16 protein-coding genes are annotated in these 19,844 nt (G+C 52.8%); all 16 read right to left on the bottom strand.

Annotated elements, in window-relative coordinates; all coding sequences use genetic code 11:
• Position 1: 1 nt before the first annotated feature.
• Positions 2 to 910, bottom strand: a complete 909-nt coding sequence (gene rsgA / locus CRG97_RS10060; RefSeq protein WP_076320737.1) for a ribosome small subunit-dependent GTPase A — start codon at positions 908 to 910, stop codon at positions 2 to 4.
• Positions 911 to 961: 51 nt separating this feature from the next.
• Positions 962 to 3,094: a Stk1 family PASTA domain-containing Ser/Thr kinase gene (gene pknB / locus CRG97_RS10055; RefSeq protein ID WP_098742834.1), complete on the bottom strand. Its 2,133-nt coding sequence runs from the start codon at positions 3,092 to 3,094 to the stop codon at positions 962 to 964.
• A complete protein-coding gene (locus CRG97_RS10050) occupies positions 3,091 to 3,867 on the bottom strand; it encodes a Stp1/IreP family PP2C-type Ser/Thr phosphatase (RefSeq protein ID WP_076320735.1) in 777 nt (258 codons plus the stop codon). The genes pknB and CRG97_RS10050 overlap by 4 nt, the downstream gene beginning before the upstream one ends.
• 6 nt (positions 3,868 to 3,873) lie before the next feature.
• The gene (rlmN, locus tag CRG97_RS10045) at positions 3,874 to 4,914 is read right to left on the bottom strand and encodes a dual-specificity RNA methyltransferase RlmN (RefSeq protein ID WP_076320734.1); all 1,041 of its coding nucleotides are present in this window, start codon (positions 4,912 to 4,914) and stop codon (positions 3,874 to 3,876) included.
• A gap of 180 nt (positions 4,915 to 5,094) precedes the next feature.
• A complete protein-coding gene (rsmB, locus tag CRG97_RS10040; protein ID WP_098742833.1) occupies positions 5,095 to 6,477 on the bottom strand; it encodes a 16S rRNA (cytosine(967)-C(5))-methyltransferase RsmB in 1,383 nt (460 codons plus the stop codon).
• Positions 6,474 to 7,415 carry a methionyl-tRNA formyltransferase gene (gene fmt, locus CRG97_RS10035; RefSeq protein ID WP_098742832.1) on the bottom strand — a complete coding sequence of 314 codons (942 nt, stop codon included), beginning with the start codon at positions 7,413 to 7,415 and terminating at the stop codon, positions 6,474 to 6,476. Before fmt ends, rsmB begins: the two co-directional genes overlap by 4 nt.
• Positions 7,412 to 7,906, bottom strand: coding sequence for a peptide deformylase (gene def, locus CRG97_RS10030; protein WP_076320731.1), 495 nt, complete (start codon positions 7,904 to 7,906; stop codon positions 7,412 to 7,414). Before def ends, fmt begins: the two co-directional genes overlap by 4 nt.
• 43 nt (positions 7,907 to 7,949) lie before the next feature.
• Positions 7,950 to 10,478: a primosomal protein N' gene (priA, locus tag CRG97_RS10025; RefSeq protein ID WP_098742831.1), complete on the bottom strand. Its 2,529-nt coding sequence runs from the start codon at positions 10,476 to 10,478 to the stop codon at positions 7,950 to 7,952.
• A complete protein-coding gene (gene coaBC, locus CRG97_RS10020; protein WP_098742830.1) occupies positions 10,478 to 11,731 on the bottom strand; it encodes a bifunctional phosphopantothenoylcysteine decarboxylase/phosphopantothenate--cysteine ligase CoaBC in 1,254 nt (417 codons plus the stop codon). Before coaBC ends, priA begins: the two co-directional genes overlap by 1 nt.
• Positions 11,732 to 11,852: 121 nt before the next feature.
• Entirely contained in the window at positions 11,853 to 12,053 is a 201-nt protein-coding gene (gene rpoZ / locus CRG97_RS10015; RefSeq protein WP_098742829.1) for a DNA-directed RNA polymerase subunit omega, read from the bottom strand.
• 58 nt (positions 12,054 to 12,111) lie between these two features.
• Positions 12,112 to 12,684 carry a guanylate kinase gene (gmk, locus tag CRG97_RS10010; RefSeq protein ID WP_098742828.1) on the bottom strand — a complete coding sequence of 191 codons (573 nt, stop codon included), beginning with the start codon at positions 12,682 to 12,684 and terminating at the stop codon, positions 12,112 to 12,114.
• 13 nt (positions 12,685 to 12,697) lie between these two features.
• Positions 12,698 to 12,958, bottom strand: coding sequence for an extracellular matrix/biofilm regulator RemA (gene remA, locus CRG97_RS10005; RefSeq protein WP_006209218.1), 261 nt, complete (start codon positions 12,956 to 12,958; stop codon positions 12,698 to 12,700).
• 53 nt (positions 12,959 to 13,011) lie between these two features.
• The gene (locus tag CRG97_RS10000; RefSeq protein ID WP_098742827.1) at positions 13,012 to 13,899 is read right to left on the bottom strand and encodes a YicC/YloC family endoribonuclease; all 888 of its coding nucleotides are present in this window, start codon (positions 13,897 to 13,899) and stop codon (positions 13,012 to 13,014) included.
• A gap of 38 nt (positions 13,900 to 13,937) precedes the next feature.
• Complete coding sequence (locus tag CRG97_RS09995; protein WP_098742826.1) at positions 13,938 to 15,809, bottom strand: bifunctional homocysteine S-methyltransferase/methylenetetrahydrofolate reductase; 1,872 nt, start codon at positions 15,807 to 15,809, stop codon at positions 13,938 to 13,940.
• A gap of 183 nt (positions 15,810 to 15,992) precedes the next feature.
• Entirely contained in the window at positions 15,993 to 16,829 is an 837-nt protein-coding gene (dapF, locus tag CRG97_RS09990) for a diaminopimelate epimerase (protein ID WP_098743098.1), read from the bottom strand.
• Between the two features lie 75 nt (positions 16,830 to 16,904).
• Positions 16,905 to 19,700, bottom strand: coding sequence for a calcium-translocating P-type ATPase, SERCA-type (locus CRG97_RS09985; protein WP_098743097.1), 2,796 nt, complete (start codon positions 19,698 to 19,700; stop codon positions 16,905 to 16,907).
• Between the last annotated feature and the right edge of the window lie 144 nt (positions 19,701 to 19,844).

The raw sequence follows: 19,844 nt of genomic DNA, 5'->3' as shown, positions 1-19,844 counted from the left end.
TTCAGTACCTCCGCTTCTTGTCTTTCATCTCTGTATAAAACTCCACATAATGCTCATAACGGCTAGCCAGGATGATTCCATCCTCTTTGGCTTGGATCACCCGGCAGCCCGGCTCCTGCAGATGACTGCAGCCTCTGAATTTACATTCCGCAGCATAAGGAGCAAATTCTCTGAAACAGGTCGATAACTCCTCGACACCCAGCTCCAGAAAATCCAACTGGCTAAAGCCGGGTGTATCGGCTACATACCCTCCGTTATCAAGCTCAATCAGCTCCACATGGCGTGTCGTATGTCGACCGCGGCCAAGACGCAGACTAATTTCACTCGTCTCCAGCGAGAGGCCTGGCATCAACGCATTCAGCAGGGACGATTTCCCGACACCGGATTGACCGGAGAAGACACTGATTCGACCGGCCAGGCGTTTCTTCACCTCTTCGGTCCCGATCCCTTGCAGAGAGCTGGTAATCAGCACTTCATAACCAATCTCTTCATACTGGCGCTTCACCTGCTCCAGTACACCGTCGGAGGCGTCCACAAGATCCTGCTTCGTCAGACAGATCAATGCCTCAAGGCTCTCATGCTCAATATGTACCAGAAACTTGTCCAGCAGATGCAGGCTCAGATTCGGTTCTTTGACCGAAAACAACAGCACCGCCAGGTCGACGTTCGCGACAGGCGGGCGAATTAATTGGGAAGACCGTGGAAGAATTTCGTCCACGGTCCCTTCCCCATTTTCAGTCAATGAGTACATCACGTGATCTCCAACGAGCGGAGAGATACCTTTCTTTTTGAAAATGCCGCGGGCTCTGCATTGAACCGCTGGGTCCTCCCCGGATATAATGTTGCCATCCTGCATTGGTTTGACATAATAATATCCGCTTAGTGCCTTCACGATCAGTCCCTCTAGCATATAATAGGCCTCACCTTTCTTGTTGAAATTTAGTGTGCTCACAACTTGTTTCTAATCGTTATCTTTACCTTTGCCCTTGCCATTTCCATTGTTCCCGTTATCCCAATGGTAAGCTGCATCATCTTCCTCATTCGAACCTTCCTCGCCAGTTCCTTCATCCGGATTGGTGTCCACCGGTACATCAGGCTCAACAGGCGGTTGTTCAAAGGTCGGCTGCGGCACGGTGCCATTCTTGACATCGCTGTAACTTACGCTGTACGTATCCACTTGGCGACCGTCACGGAAGATCATGACCGTTGCATGTTTGTCAGGAGCCAGCAGCAGCTTCACAGGTACCATTTCCGAGGTTGTAATGACCTTGTTCACAGCTTCCTGGTTTTCTCCCAGCGCATCGGTGAAAACGACCCGAATTTTGCTTTCCTGGCCTTCCATGCTTGGCGAGACCGGTACACTGTAATTATACTCAAGCGCATCGGAAGGATAGCCGGAGCTTACGAATAATGTGATTTTGGAGCCTGGAGGAACCTGTTCATTGGCCTCATGCGGCCACTGCTCTACTACGATGCCCTTCTTCACTTCATAACTGGATCTCTCTTTGATTGCCTCAACCTTAAAGCCATTGGACTCCAATATATTGACGGCATTCTCCTGCTCTAAGCCAACCACGCCCGGCATAGGGACAAAATTCTTGCCCTCGCTTACCGTTACGTTGATTACTTCCGTTTCCGGATCGATTTTTGTAGTGGCTTCTGGACTTTGTTTAAAGATCTTGCCTTGAGGAACTTCATCATTTTTTTCGGACGATCGTTTAATGGAGGTTTCCTTAACGCCAATTTCTTTTAACGCAGCAACAGCCTCATCAAACGTCTTTCCATTAAGGTCCGGCATTTCCGGAAGCGGCTTCGCATCCCCAACCGACAATTGAACCGGAGACCCCTTCTTCAGCATGGTCTCAGCTTCCTTGTCCTGTGCAAACACGATGCCTTCATCGACATCCGGTTTATATTTCCGGATCACTTCCTCATTCACCGTCAAACCTTGGGCCTCAAGCTCGCGGATCGCTTCCTCTTCCGTCATGCCTACAACTGGGGGCACCTTAACCTCAGGTACCTCCAGCATGTTGCTCACATACATGACGACACCAGCCATGATGCCGAGGAACAGGAGCACCGAACCGATGATGATGGTCGGCTTGACCCATTTTTTCTTCGGTTTACCGGTCGGCTTTTCCTCAAATTCCTCGTCATCCGAGTCATCGTCCGGGTTATGCTGATGCTGACTGCTGCGCTGCATCGTTTTGAGCGCCGGCATGACCAGGGTAGAATCGGCATCGTCCTCGAACTCCATCTTCGGTTCGTTGAGTCGCATCGGCATCAAGCACGTCTCGAGATCGTCCATCATCTCTTCCGCAGACTGGTAACGCTCCTCCGGGTTTTTGCGCATGGACTTCAGGATGATGTTCTCCACGCTTTGAGGAATAAGCGGATTCACTTCTCTAGGCTCATCAAATTCCTCCTGGAGATGTTTCAGCGCAACGCTAATCGGGCTCTCGCCCAGAAATGGAAGACGGGCCGTGAGCATTTGATATAACACAATACCAAGTGAGTATAAATCCGATTTCTCGCCAGTAACGACGCCCTTGGCGTGCTCCGGCGAAAAATAATGCACAGAGCCCACAACAGAGCCTGTCTGCGTAATGGTTGTCGACGTGACCGCCCTGGCAATGCCAAAGTCGGTTACTTTGACCCTCCCATTCCGGCCAATCAGAATATTATGCGGTTTAATATCCCGGTGAATGATCTGGTTATGATGGGCGTGCCCCAGTGCATCGCAGATCTGGATAGCAATCCGCACAGCTTCTTCCACCTGCAGCGGTGCCCGTTCTTTTATAATTTCATTCAAATTCTGACCTTCGATATATTCCATGACGATGTAATGCACTTCTTCCTCTTGGCCCACATCATAGATGCTGACCACGTTGGAATGCGACAACGAAGCCGCTGACTGTGCCTCACGCCGGAAACGGCGAATAAATTCCTCGTCATGCACAAACTGCTGGCGCAGCACTTTGATCGCTACATTCCGGTTCAGCAAAATATCCTGAGCCTTGTAGACTAGCGCCATGCCACCGCCACCGATGCGCTCTATAATTTTATAACGACCAGCCAATTCATGTCCGATCATGAATCCCACCCCTTTATACGTTGCCCGACAACTTCTTCTTGATGTTCAAACATAGCGACCGTGATGTTGTCCTCACCGCCAGCAAGAAGTGCCAGTTGAAGCAGGCGATCCGCTCTTTCTTCCAGAGGAAGGTCAAGTGAACCGGAAATCTGACCGATCAGCTCTCGGCTGACCCGGTTGCTGAGCCCGTCACTGCAGAGCAGCAGCACTTCGCCTTCTCCGATCGTAACCGGTGTTAGCTCAACCGTCACATCCACATCCGTTCCAAGTGCCCGGCTTAATACATTTTTCCGGGGATGGGTTTCCAGTTGATCTTCCGTAATCTGACCACTCTTAAAAAGCTCATTGACCAATGTGTGGTCATCTGTGAGTCGAATCACTTGTCCGGGAACGACTTTGTAAGCCCTGCTATCCCCGATATGTCCGATATAACCTTCGGAACCTCGCAGCAGCACCGCTACAATCGTCGTGCCCATATTGTGAAGCCGCTCATCAGCCGAGGCTTCACGATAGATAACGGCATTGGCATGCAATATGGCATCACCAAGCGCAGCCCGAATACTTTCCATGGACATGTCCTGTTCCAAAGAGGACAAATCCTCGGCTACGGTATCTACCGCAAGCCTGCTGGCGGTGTCACCCGCAAGGTGACCTCCCATACCGTCAGCAACCACACCCAAGGTATAGCCATGCTCCAGTGTGCTAACAAATACCGAATCTTCATTAACAGGACGAACGCGTCCCACATGGCTTACATGAACCGTCTTGATCAAATCTTCTCACCCCAACTCCATATGCTTGGCCCGCAGCTGACCGCAAGCGGCAGCGATATCATGGCCTTGTTCACGACGGATGGTCACATTGACCCCCTTGTCTGCTAACGCACGTTGAAATTTGAAAATATCGTTACGCGATGTGCGAACATATTTCCGTTCCGGCACATGGTTAACCGGAATCAGATTGACGAAGCAGTTCATATCCTTAATGACATCCGCAAGCTCTTCGGCATGCTCAACCTGATCGTTTACGCCGCCGATCAAGGCGTATTCAAACGTAATGCGCCGTCCGGTTTTTGCTTGGTAATAACGAAGCGACTCAATCACGTCATCAAACGGGAACCGGCGGTTAACAGGCATTAGCTTGGAGCGCAGCTTATCGTTCGGTGCATGGATGGAGATGGCCAGATTAATCTGGGTATCCTCTTCCGTGAATTTATAGATGTTAGGCACAATGCCACTCGTCGAAACGGTAATGTGGCGCTGGCCGATATTCAATCCTTTTTCATGGATCATCGTGCGCAGAAACTTCATGGTCGCTTCATAGTTCTCAAACGGTTCGCCTGAGCCCATGATCACGATGCTGCCGACACGTTCTCCCGTTTTATCGAGAATCTTCTGCGCCTGAACCACCTGGGCAACAATCTCGCCGGAGGTCAGATTCCGCTTCAAGCCACCCAATGTGGATGCGCAGAACGTACATCCGATACGGCAGCCTACCTGCGTTGTAACGCAGATGCTGTTGCCGTAATTATGCCTCATGATGACGGTCTCGATCGCATGGTCATCATGCAGACCGAACAGAAACTTGACCGTTCCGTCCTTTGACTCCAGCTTGGTGATTTCCGTCAGGGTAACGAAACTAAACTCCTGCTCCAGCTTCGTCCGAAGCTCCTTGGACAGATTCGTCATTTCCGCAAAGTCGTTCACCCGCTTTACGTACAGCCAGTCATAAATCTGGGTTCCGCGAAACGCCGGTTCCCCATTCTCTTGAGCCCATGCTTGAAGCTCTTCCAGTGAATAATCATATATAAAAGGTTTCATTCTCACCACACCTGTCTAATTTAGAGGAAGTCCAGTCAGCATTCTTCCGAACTCTCCCTATTACATTCATATGCATCTCTTTTTTCATTCTTCCTATTCTAACATAAATAAAAGAGACGGTAAAAGAGGAAAACCCGCCGGCATTGGCGGGATACGACTATAGTCATGGCGGCGGACACCCTAAGAGGGGCGTCTGCCGAGTCTTGCAATGTAAAAGCCGTCACTATGATAGTGCTGGGGCAGAATTTGAATCCCGCCTCCACGCTGAAGCGATTTCTCTTCCAGCCGGCTTAAGGCTCCGAGGCCATCTTTCGCGATGTCAAACTCGGAATGGCTTTCCAGAAAAGCAGATACAACGCCTTCATTCTCCAGCGGCTCAATCGTACACGTGCTGTACACCAAGAGTCCTCCGGGACGAAGCAAGGTGGAGACCGACTCCAGCAGCCTTAGCTGCAGCTCCGCAATTTCATGTATGTCCTCCTGTGACTTGCCCCACTTCAGATCAGGCTTGCGACGGATTACGCCAAGGCCGGAGCATGGAGCATCCAGCAAAATTCGGTCAAAAGACGCAGGCTCGAAGCGGTCAACCAAATCCAGCGCGTCACCGGTCACGATCGAAATGCTGTCCAGTCCCAAACGGCTGGCCTGATCCGATATCAGCTTGCCTTTATGGGCATGGATGTCGTTGGCAACAATGCTGCCTTCATCCTTCATCAGCTCGCCCATGTGGGCACTTTTCCCGCCCGGGGCTGCGCAGCAATCCAGCACCCGCATTCCCGCCTCTGGCTGTACAGCCTCGGCGACCAGCATGGAGCTTTCATCCTGAATCGAGATCATCCCGTCCCGATACCAATCGGTCAAGGCCATATTGCCCGCTCCTTTTACGACAATCCCATAGGGGCTAAGCGACGAAGGGGTGGCATTGAGGCCGTGGCTGCTCATTAATGCCAACATGTCCTCCCGGCTGATCATCGTGGTGTTCACCCTGACGCTGACAGCCGGCGGTTCATTATTCGCGCCACAGATTGCCTCTGCGGTCTCGATCCCATACTGGGATATCCAGCGCTCCACCAGCCACTGCGGATGGGAATGCAGCAGAGAAATGCGCTGGGCCGCCGGCATATTCCCAGGGATCGCCAAGCTTTCCTTCTGACGCAAAATATTCCGAAGCACCCCGTTCACCATACCGGAAATCCCTTGATGCCCGCGGCGCTTCGCCAGATTAACGGCCTCGCTGACAACCGCGTGATCCGGAATCCGATCCAGATATACGACCTGATACAGACTGATGCGAAGCAGTGCCCTTACCCACGGCTGAAGCTTCTGTACCCCTTTATTGACAAACTTGTCCAAAAAATAATCGAGCGTGTTCAGCCGAGAGATCGTGCCATAGATCAGCTCTGTGGCAAGTCCCGCGTCGCTCTTCGCAAGCGAGGACTTCTGCAGGGCGGTGTTGAGCAGAAGATTACTGTACGCCCCCTCCTGCTCAACCTGTGTTAATACATTCATCGCCAGCTCTCTCGGGGAGTCTTGGCGCCCCTTCGGGCTGCGGTTGCCGCTCACGTCAACACCGTCCCGACCGTCAGGCTCCTCCCGCGCACGAATTGCGCCGCATCCATCGCCTTCTTGCCGCTGGGTTGAACTGTTAACAGCGTCAGCGTGCCGTCGCCAGTTTTCACGACGATCCCCTTTTCATGGAGCTCAAGCACAGTTCCGGGCTGTGCATCGCTAGATGGGGTCTGTGCGCTGTCCGGCTTAGCCGCTGCCCATACTTTAAACACATCCCCGTTCCACAGCGTAAATCCACCGGAGTAAGGAACCAGACCGCGAATTTGATTGTAAATTTCGCGGGAAGTGCGCGTCCAGTCGATTCTCTCATCATCCCGGGTCAGATTCGGAGCATACGTTGCCTTCGTTTCATCCTGGGACTCCGCATCTACCTTGCCCTTCACGAGCCGCGGCAGCTCCCGCATCAGCAGCTCCGCACCGGCTTGGCTCAGCTTCTCGAACATCGTTCCGGCCGTATCGTCATCTTCAATGGGAACCTCGGCCTTGGCAATCATGTCACCCGTGTCGAGCCCCTCCGCCATATACATCAGGGTGATGCCTGTTACGGATTCTCCGTTGATGATGCTGCGCTGAATCGGAGCTCCTCCCCGATAAGCGGGGAGCAGCGAGCCGTGGACATTAAGACAGCCGAGTGACGGCATATCCAGCACTGATTTTGGCAGGATTTGGCCATAGGCGGCCGTGACGATCAAATCAGGCTTATATTGGGCCAGCTCGGCCACGGCTTCCGGATTCCGCAGCCGCTGAGGCTGCAGAACCGGGATGCCGTGACGAAGAGCGGCTTCCTTAACCGGTGTTGGGGTCAGCACTTTTTTACGCCCTTGCGGACGGTCAGGCTGCGTAACGACGGCAGCTATAGAATAACCTTCGGCAATCAACATTTCCAGACTGGGTACTGCAAAGGCCGGGGTGCCCATAAATACAATATTCATCGATTCTCCAGCTCTTTTCTCGGCTGTTCCGGAACATACTCATACACCCGATCAGCGATTTCCGTAAACAGCACCCCGTTCAGATGATCGATTTCATGCTGAAACGCTCTCGCAAGCAGCCCGGTACCCGTAATGATAAGCTCTTTGCCTTCACGATCAAGCCCCTTAACCGTCACTTTCTCCGCACGGCGCACATCCCCGTTCCATCCCGGAATGCTCAGGCAGCCCTCCGGTCCGAATTGCTCGCCTTCGCTCTCCACGATCTCCGGATTGATCATCTTGATCAAACCGTGCTCGTCACCGGCATCAATCACGATCAGACGCTTCAGAATGCCGACCTGCGGCGCAGCTAATCCAACGCCTTCCGCATCGTACATGGTATCGGCCATATCGTCCAGGAGTTTTTGAACGTTCGGGGTAATTTTGGTAACTTCCTTTGCCTTTTTATGAAGAACCTCATCCGGTTCTTTAACGATAATACGAATCGCCATGTCTATGACACCATCCTTGTGCTTTTCATCATTATATGCTGTATTACATTAACATTTGCGGATCTACGTCAATACTGACCTGGAGCTTGCTGTCCCGCGCCGAATCCTGAAGCTTCTCGGCAACCGAACGCACCAGCGAGACAGCATCCATCGTTCCCCGCCATTTTATCATACATTGAAATCTGTATCTATTTTTCAACCGCGGAATAGGGGAGGCTACCGGACCCAGTATATCGAGCGCGCTAGCGTCGAAGCGGTCCAGACTTCCAAACCATCCCCGGCGGTCGGATTCGCTTTTGATGGTCGCAGCAAAATTCTCCGCCATTCTTACCAGCAGCGGCAGCTGTTCATGCGACAGCGTCACCAGGATCAGCCTGCAATATGGCGGATAATGGAGCGCTTTGCGGTGCTTCAGCTCGTCCTTGACAAAGGATAAATAATCATGGCTGCTTGCATGAATAATCGAATAATGCTCGGGCGTATAGGATTGGATAACCACTTCACCCGGCAGATGATGGCGTCCTGCTCTTCCGGCAACCTGCGTAAGCAGCTGAAACGTCTTCTCAGCCGCCCGGAAATCGGGGAGGTTCAGCGCCGAATCGGCTGTAATGACACCGACCAAGGTGACATCGGGGAAATCCAGGCCTTTGGCGACCATCTGGGTGCCTAGCAGCACGTCCCCTTTTTTATCTCGAAACTGCTTCAGCAGCTTCTCATGGGAGCCCTTCTCGGTCGTGGTATCAACGTCCATCCGAATGACGCGAATGCCGGGAAACAGCTTGGCCAATTCTTCCTCGACACGCTGCGTTCCCGTACCGAAATAGCGTATATGTTCACTTCCGCAATCCGGGCAAACCTCCGGCGCCTGTGCGGCATAACCGCAATAGTGGCAGCGCAAATTATTCGATTTCTGATGATAGGTTAGCGATATGTCGCATTCCGGACAGCCTGCCACATATCCGCAGCTCCGGCACATGACAAACGTGGAGTAGCCCCGCCGATTCAGCAGCAGCACCGTCTGTTCCCCGCGTTCCAGCCTTGCCGAAATCGCGGCATGCAGGGAGCGGCTAAACATCGAGCGATTTCCTTCTCGCAGCTCCTCTCGCATATCCACGACCTGGACCTCAGGCAGCTTGTTGCCCAGCGCACGGCTCGGCATCTCCAGCAGATGAGGCGCAAAATCATCCTGAGCTTGCGATCTCGCCGCATGATAACTCTCCAGCGAAGGCGTTGCCGAACCCAAAATGACGGCTGCACCGGTCAGCTGGGCACGGTGAATCGCAACATCCCTGGCATGGTACTTCGGCGTCTCTTCCTGCTTATAAGAGCCTTCATGCTCCTCATCCATAATGATCAAGCCCAGACGGTCAAACGGCGCAAATACTGCCGATCGTGCGCCCACCACAACGGATGCCCGACCTTCCCTTATTTTCCGCCATTCATCGTAACGCTCCCCATCTGAAAGCCGGCTGTGCATGACAGCTACACGGTCGCCAAAACGGGCTTTAAACCGTTCCACCATTTGGGGTGTCAGCGATATTTCAGGCACCAGGACAATCGCCTGGCGCTCCTGTTCAAGGCATCGCTGAATCGTCTGCAGGTAGATTTCGGTCTTGCCGCTACCTGTTACCCCGTGGAGAAGAAACACGCCATGCTTGCGTTCATCCAGCTTGTGCACGATGCTGCGGTACACCGCTTGCTGCTCCGGTGTGAGCGCCAATGGGGTGCTAGGCGTAAAATGCCGCCCCCGATAGGGGTCGCGGAACACTTCGATATCCTCAAGGGTAATCAGCCCTTTGTCCGCCAGCGCCTTCACGGTGCCTGCGGTGACGCCCAGCGTCTGCAGCAGATCCTTCTGCGATATCGGCAGAAATGCTTCCATTTCCAATATATACTGGAGCACTTCCTTCTGGCGCTGGGCCTTGGCCGGAAATGAAGCAAGCGCCAGATGCGCTTCCTCGCTCGATACGGCAAGCTCTACCGCCTTCACCGTTTTTTTCTGCAGTTTATCCTTGATTTGCTGATATTCACTCAGCCGTCCACGGCCGATCAGTGCTTTGATGCTGGCAGCCCCATCCGGAAATGCCCGCGTTAACTGCTGGAGCGAAACCTCGCCTCTCTGACTGACAAAGCGGATGATCTCCTGTTCCAACTCACTTTCGGGCAGGAGCGCAAATAATCCGTCGGTTTCATCCGTCAGGGACGTGTCTGAATCGCCAATGGAAATGTACCGCTCAGCCTTCCCTTTCAGCGCCGTTGGCAGCATCGACTGCAGAACCGATATATAACGGCATGCGTAACGCTCCTTCATCCATTCTCCAAGCTCAATCAGTTCAGGCGAAAGCGGCGGCATCACATCGAGCACTTCCTGAATCGGCTTCATTTTGGCCGTATCCATCTCGGGCCGGGGATGCAGAGAGACCACGAACCCCTGAAGCGTACGGTGCCCGAACGGCACGCCGACCCGGCTGCCTACCTCGACCCATGGGCGGAGTTCCTCAGGGATTAAATAATCAAAAGGCCGGTCCGTATCCTTGGACGGCACGTCCACAATCACTCGTGCCATTTCCATCAGGATGACCTCCCGGACAACCGATCAGCCGCCAGCGTTAACAGCCTCTGGGCCACTTCCTCCTTGGACATCACGGGAAGCTGCAGGACCAGCCCTTCTGTATCAAAGATATGAACGCTGTTCGTATCCGTGCGGAAGCCTGCTCCTTCCTGTGTAACATCGTTAGCAACGATCAGATCGCAATTTTTGCGTTTCAGCTTTTCTCTGGCAAACTGCTCCACCGTATCGGTCTCAGCAGCAAATCCGATTAAGAACTGGGTGGTTTTTTGGCGTCCAAGGTTCTCCAGAATGTCCGTTGTCTTGACAAGATCCAGCGTCATCGTCTCCCCGCGCTTTTTGATCTTTGATGTCGCTACCTCAGCAGGGCGATAATCGGCAACCGCTGCTGCCTTGACCACGATATCGCTATGATCGAACACGCGTTGCACCGCATCGTACATATCTTGAGCCGATTCCACCTTTTCCGTCTTGATTCCCTCTGGCGGAGCTTCATCGGTATGAGCGGCAATGAGGTGAACATCCGCTCCCAACTGCTTGGCCACTTTCGCGATCGCAAACCCCATTTTTCCGGAAGAATCATTCGTTATATACCGGACCGGATCAATGCGTTCGATCGTGCCGCCGGCCGTGACAACTACCTTTTTACCATGCAATATACCTGTCGAGCTGCTCGCCATTTCCTCATTCAACGCCACAGGTTGTGCGGCACGATCTCGGAAAAACCGGTCAACCACGTCAACAATCGTATCGGGCTCTTCCATCCGTCCCTTACCGACATATCCGCAAGCCAGAAGCCCTTCTCCGGGTTCAATCATGGATACCCCGCGGGAGACCAGCGTCTCCATATTCGCCATGACGGCCGGGTGCGTGTACATATGCACGTTCATTGCCGGCGAGATCATGACAGGAGCCGTGGTCGCGAGCAGCGTCGTGGTCAGCATGTCATCCGCCAGGCCATGTGCCATCTTGCCGATGACATTGGCTGTGGCCGGAGCGATCAATACCAAGTCGGCCAAATCAGCCAAATGGATATGCGAGACGACCGATGGATCCCGTTCATCAAAGGTATCGCTATAAACCGGGTTTTTAGTCAGCGTTTGAAGCGTTAATTCCGGAATGAACTGCTTCGCGGATTCCGTCATAATGACATGCACATCCGCTCCCCTCTGGACAAGCCTGCTGCATAAAGTCGCTGCTTTATACGCGGCAATGCCACCTGTAACGCCAAGCACAATGACTTTTCCGTTCAACATGACAATCCCCCGCTTTCCATAGTGTAAAGGCTACATTCTCATATCTTCTCAAAAAAATAACAACCTTTCGGTTGTCACATTTTCGCGCGCTACGCATGATATTCAAATATTGAAAAAGGTCTTAGTCCTCTCCCCGCTCGATTTTCACGTAATCGCCATAGATTTCTTCCAGAGCGACACCGACAAACTTATGGGATTTCGGATTCTTCAACTCGCTGACTCCGCCTTCTCGCAATTGGCGTGCACGGCGGGAAGCCGCAACCACAAGAGAATATTTACTGTCTACTTTATTCATCATTTCATCAATGGATGGATATAACACGGTCGAAGCACCTCTTCTTCTTTTACTTGAAAGTTAACGCCGTCTATGAAAAGACATGTTACTTTCTCACCTTACAATGTTCGGCAATAATGATAGATTGTATTCTCTCACAAGCGAGATTGATTTCATCGTTCACTACCGCATAATCATAATGCTGCAGTAAATTGATTTCGTCAACCGCTACGGACATGCGGTGGTCGATGGTAGCTTGACTCTCTGTCCCACGGCCCCGGATCCGATCTTTCAGTTCATCCAGCGACGGCGGCATCAGAAACACAAAGATACCTTCCGGAAACTTCTCCTTGACCTTCAGTGCACCCTGCACTTCGATCTCCAGTATAATATCCTTGCCGGAGGCTAAAGTTTCTTCCACAAAATCACGCGGCGTTCCATAATAGTTCCCGACGTATTCCGCATATTCGAGAAGCTGGTCGTTCTCAATCATATCCATGAATTGTTCCCGACTTTTGAAAAAATAGTTCATACCATGTACCTCGCCGAGCCGCGGCGAACGTGTCGTAGCCGACACCGAATACACAAGCTCTGGAACCAGGCTGCGAAGTGCCGTACAGACGGTTCCTTTTCCCACCCCGGAAGGACCGGACAATACAATCAATAATCCTCTAGACATAGTACTCCTCATCTTATTCGTCGTTGTCGTCATCTTTGCTGGACAGACGGTGAGCCACCGTTTCTGGCTGCACAGCCGATAAAATCACGTGGTCGCTATCCGTAATGATAACAGCCCGTGTCCTTCGGCCATATGTAGCATCAATCAGCATATGACGGTCCCGTGCTTCTTGAATGATCCTCTTGATCGGAGCCGATTCAGGACTCACGATTGAGATGATCCGATTGGCCGATACGATGTTTCCGAAGCCAATATTAATAAGTTTGATTGCCATAGTGCGGTTGCTCCCCCTATACATTTGACTCTTACTTGCCGATGAAGCTGCGGTCATTCCACATTAGCGGCTTGTTCACGAATCTTCTCCAGTTCCGCTTTCATTTCGACAACACGGTTTACCAGAGTCAGATGATTGGCTTTCGATCCAATCGTATTGACTTCTCTGTTCATTTCTTGAATCAGAAAATCCAGTTTACGGCCTACAGGGTTTTTCTGATGAAGCAGCTCTCTGCATTGTTCCAAATGACTGTGAAGTCGAATCAACTCCTCGTCCACATTGGAACGTTCAGCAAACAGGGCGACTTCCATTCCGAATATATGTTCATCAACAGCAAGCGACCCGTCATCAAGAGATTCTATGCGCTGCCGCAGACGCTTCCGGTACTCTTCCGGAACTTCAGGAGCAAGCTCGGTCATCTCTCGGTGAAGCAGCTGCAATCGGTCAAGCCTCTGCCCGATATCCTTCACGAGAAAAGAACCTTCCCTGCTGCGCATCTGAATCAGACCCTCCAGCGCTTGTTCAAGACCTTGAAGAAGCGCATCATTCCATAACTTCTGCTGCGCTTCATCCATGGGAAGTCCGCTCGGACTAACAAGAACATCTGGCAGCGACAAAATATCCCGCACCGCCAGATCTCCCTTGATTCCATATGACTTCAAATCCTCGGCTGCCTGTAAATACGCCTGAACCATGGCGTGGTTCAGCACAGCACCCTGGGACTCGCCGTTGTTTTCCTTGTTAATATAAACATCAATCCGCCCGCGTCCAATTCGGCTCTGTACCGCCCGTCGAAGTGAATCCTCGAAGCAAGCCCACTCACGGGGCATACGAAAGACGATTTCACAATACCGATGATTGACTGACTTCACTTCGAAAGAGATACTGTAACCTTGAAAATCGACAACGGATTGCCCATATCCGGTCATGCTCAATGACATCGGAATCACATCCATTACACTATTGTAATTGATAATTATTAATGAAACAAGGGGGTCAATCGGCGGCCTGATTTCTCCCAGACATACTCCATTAATTGTAGGCTCATTTCATAGAACATAAACGGCGTCATCAAGTATATGCCGTTAAAATGCTCTGTTGCAACATCCAGCAGCTCCTTGCCGATCTTGACACCCATCGCCCGGCCCGCTTCACCTTCAAGCCCGGCCATGCGGCTGCGGACTTCGTCCGACAGTTGAATGCCCGGCACCTCATTATGCAGGTATTCCGCGTTCCGTCCGCTTGCCAGCGGCATGATGCCGATAAAGATCGGAATATCCAGATGTGCCGTAGCTTCCCTCAGCCTAACCATTAACTCGGGATCGTACACAGGCTGTGTCATCACATAATCCGCACCCGACGCAATCTTCTTCTCCAAGCGGGCAACCGCTTTGTCCAGATGCCTTACATTGGGATTGAACGCTGCGCCGACAACGAATTTGGCCTTTTGCTTGAGCGGCTTTCCGGAAAAAGCAATGCCGTCGTTCAACTGTTTGATCATGCGGATGATTTCAAATGAGGTCATGTCGTACACCGAGCTGGAATCCGGCAAATCCCCGAAGCGTGCCGGATCACCCGTCACCGCAAGCACATGGTCGATGCCGAGCGCATCAAAGCCCATCATGTGCGACTGCGTGCCGATCAGGTTTCGGTCACGGCAAGCGATGTGGATCAGCGGCCGCAGTCCCGTGCGTGCTTGTACTAGATGGCCGAGCGCCATGTTGCTCATACGGGTTACGGCCAGCGAGTTATCTGCAAGGGTCAGCGCATCGGCTCCCGCTTTTTTCAAAGCTTCCGCACCCTTCATGAACTTGGTGATATCCAGATCCCTTGGAGGGTCCAGCTCGACGATAACGGTATGACGTTCCTTCACGATATCGACAATCGTCGGCTCCCCGATGCGCTCGTAAAATTGCTCTTGGGCTGTCTCGTGAATCACGATCCGGTTGACTTCAGCCTCATCGACGGCAGGAAGCGGCGCGGGTACGTAATCGGACAACGCCGATGATATTTCTGCGATATGCTCCGGTGTCGTTCCGCAGCAGCCGCCGACAATCCGGGCACCACGTTTCGCAAACTCCAAGGCCGTCTTGCCGAAATACTCGGGACTCGCACCATACCGGTATTCCCCGTCCACATAATCGGCGATCCCCGCATTAGGATAGACCGAAGCCGGAAGATTCATGATGCCGTTCAGGGTTTCCAGCGCGCGCATGATGCCGTTTGGACCCGTCCGGCAGTTAAAGCCGATCACGTCCGCGCCTTCTTGACTCAGGATGCGGTAGGCATCCGGCATCGTGAAGCCGTCCAGAGTGCGGGCAATATCCTCTACCGCAAACTGGCAGATCACCGGCAGGTCGCTAAGCATCCGAGCCTGCGCCAAAGCCAATTGAATTTCGTCCACGTCATAAAACGTTTCGAGCAGAATGCCGTCAACGCCTTCCGATATGAGTACCGACAGCTGTTCTTCGAAGTAACGCTTGAGCTCGCTCGTGGAAATGTTACTTCTTTTGCCTGCACGAATGGAGCCTACCGCACCCACTACATATCCGTGATCGCCGGCAGCTTCACGCGCAATTCTCACGCCTGCGCGGTTAATCTCTCCTACCTTCGCCTCCAAACCGTATTTGGACAGCTTGTCATAATTGGCAGAGAACGTGTTCGTCTCAATGACCTGGGCACCAGCCTCAGCATACTGGCGATGAACGTTCCCGATGACCTCCGGGGAGGTTAAATTCAGTTCTTCATATGATATGCCTACAGGAAATCCTTTTTGATATAAATAAGTACCCATCGCGCCGTCACCGACCAGTACCTGATTCTCCCATGCCTGCCGAAGATTCGGTTTCATCGCGTTTCTCCTCCACCCGACGTTTATTTTCAACTAATGTATCATAAAACCTCTCAAAAGATAAAGAGACAAAAGGGAGGCCTTCAGAAGGCCTCCCTAACGTGTCCACCCCTAATGGACAAACTTTAGATCATACTGTTTTTTTTACTTTTGCGGGCAGGATTGTCACGGCTGGCGAATGCTCTACAAGGCAAGATTCCCTGCGTACACTACCTCGGCCGGCCCTGTCATGTACACATGATTGTCGGACTCATCCCACTCGATAAACAAGTCCCCGCCTTTAAGAGAGATCGTCGCGCTGCGGTCTGTCAAACCGTTCAGCACCGAGGATACCAATGTTGCGCAGGCGCCGGTGCCGCAGGCCAAAGTCGGTCCTGCACCGCGCTCCCATACCCGCATGTCCACTTGCCCCCGTGAACTCACCGTCGCAAACTCCACGTTAATCTTTCTCGGGAACAGCGGATGTACCTCAAGCTTGGGCCCCCATACGCCGAGATCGAAGTTAATGGCATCGTCCACATAAATGACGCAGTGCGGATTGCCCATGGACACCGCGGTGAAGCGGAACTCCTCGCCGTCCACTTCAATGGGATGATTCACCACCGGATGAAGATCGATCGTCGTAGGCACGCTCAGTCCATTCAGGACCGGTTCACCCATATCGACCCGCACGCTGCTCACTTGACCATCCTGCACCGTAAGGCGTACTTGCTGCACGCCGGCTCCGATAGTTTCAATGGTAATCTCCTCGCGGTCAATATAACCGTGATCATACACATACTTCGCGACACAACGAATGGCGTTGCCGCATTGTTCCGCTTCGGAACCGTCTGAGTTCATGATGCGCATCTTAAAGTCAGCCTTCGTGGAAGGCAAAATATATACAAGTCCGTCTGCACCGATGCCGAAAAAGCGATTGCACAGCTTCACGGCCCATTCGGATGCATGGGATGGAAGTTCTTGCTCGCCGTATACGACAACGAAGTCGTTGCCAAGTCCATGCATTTTCGTAAATTCCATCATAAAACCCATCTCCTCTGCAATTGCTATGCTCGTGCTTAGCATATCGCAGAGGTGATGGGCTATCCATTCAATTTATGCCGAAATATTTGCACTCTTCGGCATCATGCTGCGGCGGTTCCGGTTGCGGTTTCGTCTGCCACCCCACACGCTTCCCGCTCCCATCAGGAAGGTAGGAATGCCGGCGGCCACGAGTGTCAGTGCCCATTCCTTCAAATTCAATGGAACCGTCTTAAAGATCGGCTGGAACGCCTCGATGTACATGACGCCAAGCATCAGCAATACCGAGGACAGCACAGCAAGCACCAGCGCTTTATTCTGAAGCGGATTGCGATGGAAAATCGAACGCGAGCTGCGGCAGTCAAACACATGGATCAGCTGCGCCATGACGAGTGTCGCAAAGGCAACGGACTGTGCCTTGGCCAACTGACCCGGATCATTCGGCGCGATGCGCAGCGTAATCCAAAATGCGCCAAGGGTACACAGGCCGATCAATATGCCGCGGCTGATGATTTTCCAACCAAGACGTCTGGCAAAAATATTTTCCTTGGCTCCGCGCGGCTTGTGCTCCATCAGATCCTTCTCCGGCTGATCCACCCCGAGCGCCATAGCCGGCAGTCCGTCGGTCACGAGGTTGACCCACAGAATCTGGATCGGAACGAGCGGAAGCGGCAGACCCATCATCATCGCGAAAAACATCGTCAGAATTTCGCCGACATTAGAAGCCAGCAAATAGCGGATAAATTTGCGAATATTTTCATAGATGCTGCGCCCCTCCTCAATCGCTGAAACAATTGTGGAGAAATTATCATCACTGAGCACCAGCGAAGACGCTTCCTTCGTTACGTCTGTTCCGGTAATCCCCATGGCAATTCCGATATCCGCCGCTTTGATGGCCGGAGCATCGTTCACGCCGTCCCCCGTCATGGCAACCACATGCCCCTTACGTTGAAGCGACTTTACGATGCGGAGCTTATGCTCAGGGGATACGCGGGCGTAAACAAAGGTCTGATCCACTCTCGCATCCAGCTCTTTGTCATCCATCCGGGATAACTCCTGGCCTGATAACGACAGGCCGTTCCTTGGCAGGATGCCAAGCTGGGCGGCGATCGCTTCCGCCGTCGTCCGGTGGTCGCCCGTAATCATGACGGTCTTGATGCCCGCGCGGCGGCATGTCGCAATCGCATCGCGCACTTCACGGCGCGGCGGATCGATCATCCCGGCCAGCCCGACAAAGATAAGCTGGCTCTCGGCCTCTTTCTCCGTTTCCGGCTTGTCATAGGAACGCAAATCCCGATAAGCCAAACCAAGCACGCGCAGCGCATCGGAGGCCATACCTTCATTGGCGGCAAACACCTTCTGACGGAGCGTAGCGGTAAGCGGAACAACGTTGCCGTCCCACATAATATAAGCACATGCATCTAGCAGCACATCCGGCGCGCCTTTCGTGCAGAGCAAGCGTCCGCCCTGATGGCTGACAATGACGGACATCAGCTTTCGCTCCGAATCAAACGGAAACTCTTTGTCTCTCTGGTAGATGGAGTTCAGGCTTCCCTTTGTCAATCCCATTTTGGACGATAGCGTCAACAGCGCTCCTTCGGTCGGGTCCCCTTTTAATTCCCAGGCAGCAGCTGTCGGCTCTTCCTTGCTCTTCCGCTTGTTCCGCGTTTCTTCCTGAACGTTCTCATAGATTTCGGCATTGTTGCACAGACCGCTGATTTGCAATAATCTGCGCAGTCCTTGGTCGGACCGCAGCTCGACCGGTTTGCCTCTATGAAGGATCTGACCCGTCGGGTCATAACCGTGCCCGGTCACTTCCAATGAGCGCCCTCCCAGCCAAACTTGGGTTACGGTCATTTTATTCTGCGTGAGCGTCCCGGTTTTGTCCGAACAGATTACGGATGCACAGCCCAGCGTTTCCACGGATGGCAGCTTGCGTACAATCGCTTTGCGCTTAATCATCCGCTGCACGCCTAGAGCGAGCGCAATCGTGACGATGGCCGGAAGCCCTTCCGGGATGGCCGCAACCGCAAGGCTGACTCCTGCAAGGAACATGCCTGCGGCAGGCTGTCCATGCAGAATGCCTGCTACGACGACCAGAATCGTAAGCCCCAGTGAAACGGCGATCAGGATTTTGCCCAGCTGCTCCAGTCGATGCTGCAGCGGCGTCTCCTGAGATTCCGTGTTCTGGATCAAATCGGCGATTTTGCCCATCTCCGTATCCATTCCGGTTCGGATGACAACACCCTTCGCCGTACCGCGGACCACCATCGTGCCCATGAACCCGATGTTCTTCCGGTCACCCAGCGGAACATCCGCATCGCGGATCGGCTCGGCATGTTTGTTCACCGGCAGGGACTCGCCGGTCAAGGCCGATTCCTCGACGCTGCAGCTGTTGATCTCAAGCCAGCGAACATCGGCCGGAATGCGGTCTCCGCTCTCGACGAGCACGACATCGCCAGGGACGAGTTCTCTGGCCGCAACCTGTACCACTTTACCGTCCCGAATGACCCTGGACATTGGCGCGGACAGCTGCTTCAAGGCCCGAAGCGAGCGTTCCGCCTTGAATTCCTGAACGAAACCAAGGATCCCGTTGATCAGGATGATGGCTACAATCGTTACGGCATCCAGATACTCGCCCAGCAGACCCGATACCAGGGTGGCTCCAAGGAGCACCAACGTCATGAAATCCTTAAATTGATTCAGAAACAGAACAAATGGAGAAATTTTAACGCCCTCGGAGAGCTCATTATAGCCGCTTTTTTTTCGTCTCTCCCCGGTTTCCTCTTCCGTGAGGCCCTGCTCCGGATGCATATGCAGCGCTTGCTGCAATTCATCCGTATCCATCTGATGCCATTGCTTTTGTTCCATGCTTCCTTTCCCTCCCGGTTGTTTTCCTCCGGCGGATGACAGCTTTTCCACCCTTTCTACGTAAATGTATTCGGACAGGTCCTGAATTATCACAGAAGGGGCCTTAAGTTTTTAAGGGAAATATGGCATCATAGAGAAGTACGA

It is taken from the genome of Paenibacillus sp. EZ-K15 (assembly GCF_002573715.1).
In the GTDB taxonomy this organism is placed as follows: domain Bacteria; phylum Bacillota; class Bacilli; order Paenibacillales; family Paenibacillaceae; genus Paenibacillus_AQ.
This window is presented reverse-complemented; position numbering and strand designations above follow the sequence as displayed.

Excerpts from the sequence above, each read along its gene's own strand:
- priA (WP_098742831.1), bottom strand. The coding sequence starts at position 10,478 with ATGGAAATGGCACGAGTGATTGTGGACGTGCCGTCCAAGGATACGGAC.
- remA (WP_006209218.1), bottom strand. The coding sequence starts at position 12,958 with ATGGCAATCAAACTTATTAATATTGGCTTCGGAAACATCGTATCGGCC.
- pknB (WP_098742834.1), bottom strand. The coding sequence starts at position 3,094 with ATGATCGGACATGAATTGGCTGGTCGTTATAAAATTATAGAGCGCATC.
- rlmN (WP_076320734.1), bottom strand. The coding sequence starts at position 4,914 with ATGAAACCTTTTATATATGATTATTCACTGGAAGAGCTTCAAGCATGG.
- dapF (WP_098743098.1), bottom strand. The coding sequence starts at position 16,829 with ATGGAATTTACGAAAATGCATGGACTTGGCAACGACTTCGTTGTCGTA.
- fmt (WP_098742832.1), bottom strand. The coding sequence starts at position 7,415 with ATGAATATTGTATTTATGGGCACCCCGGCCTTTGCAGTACCCAGTCTG.
- CRG97_RS09995 (WP_098742826.1), bottom strand. The coding sequence starts at position 15,809 with ATGAAACCGAATCTTCGGCAGGCATGGGAGAATCAGGTACTGGTCGGT.
- rsgA (WP_076320737.1), bottom strand. The coding sequence starts at position 910 with ATGCTAGAGGGACTGATCGTGAAGGCACTAAGCGGATATTATTATGTC.
- def (WP_076320731.1), bottom strand. The coding sequence starts at position 7,906 with ATGGCGATTCGTATTATCGTTAAAGAACCGGATGAGGTTCTTCATAAA.
- coaBC (WP_098742830.1), bottom strand. The coding sequence starts at position 11,731 with ATGTTGAACGGAAAAGTCATTGTGCTTGGCGTTACAGGTGGCATTGCC.
- gmk (WP_098742828.1), bottom strand. The coding sequence starts at position 12,684 with ATGTCTAGAGGATTATTGATTGTATTGTCCGGTCCTTCCGGGGTGGGA.
- CRG97_RS09985 (WP_098743097.1), bottom strand. The coding sequence starts at position 19,700 with ATGGAACAAAAGCAATGGCATCAGATGGATACGGATGAATTGCAGCAA.
- CRG97_RS10000 (WP_098742827.1), bottom strand. The coding sequence starts at position 13,899 with ATGTCATTGAGCATGACCGGATATGGGCAATCCGTTGTCGATTTTCAA.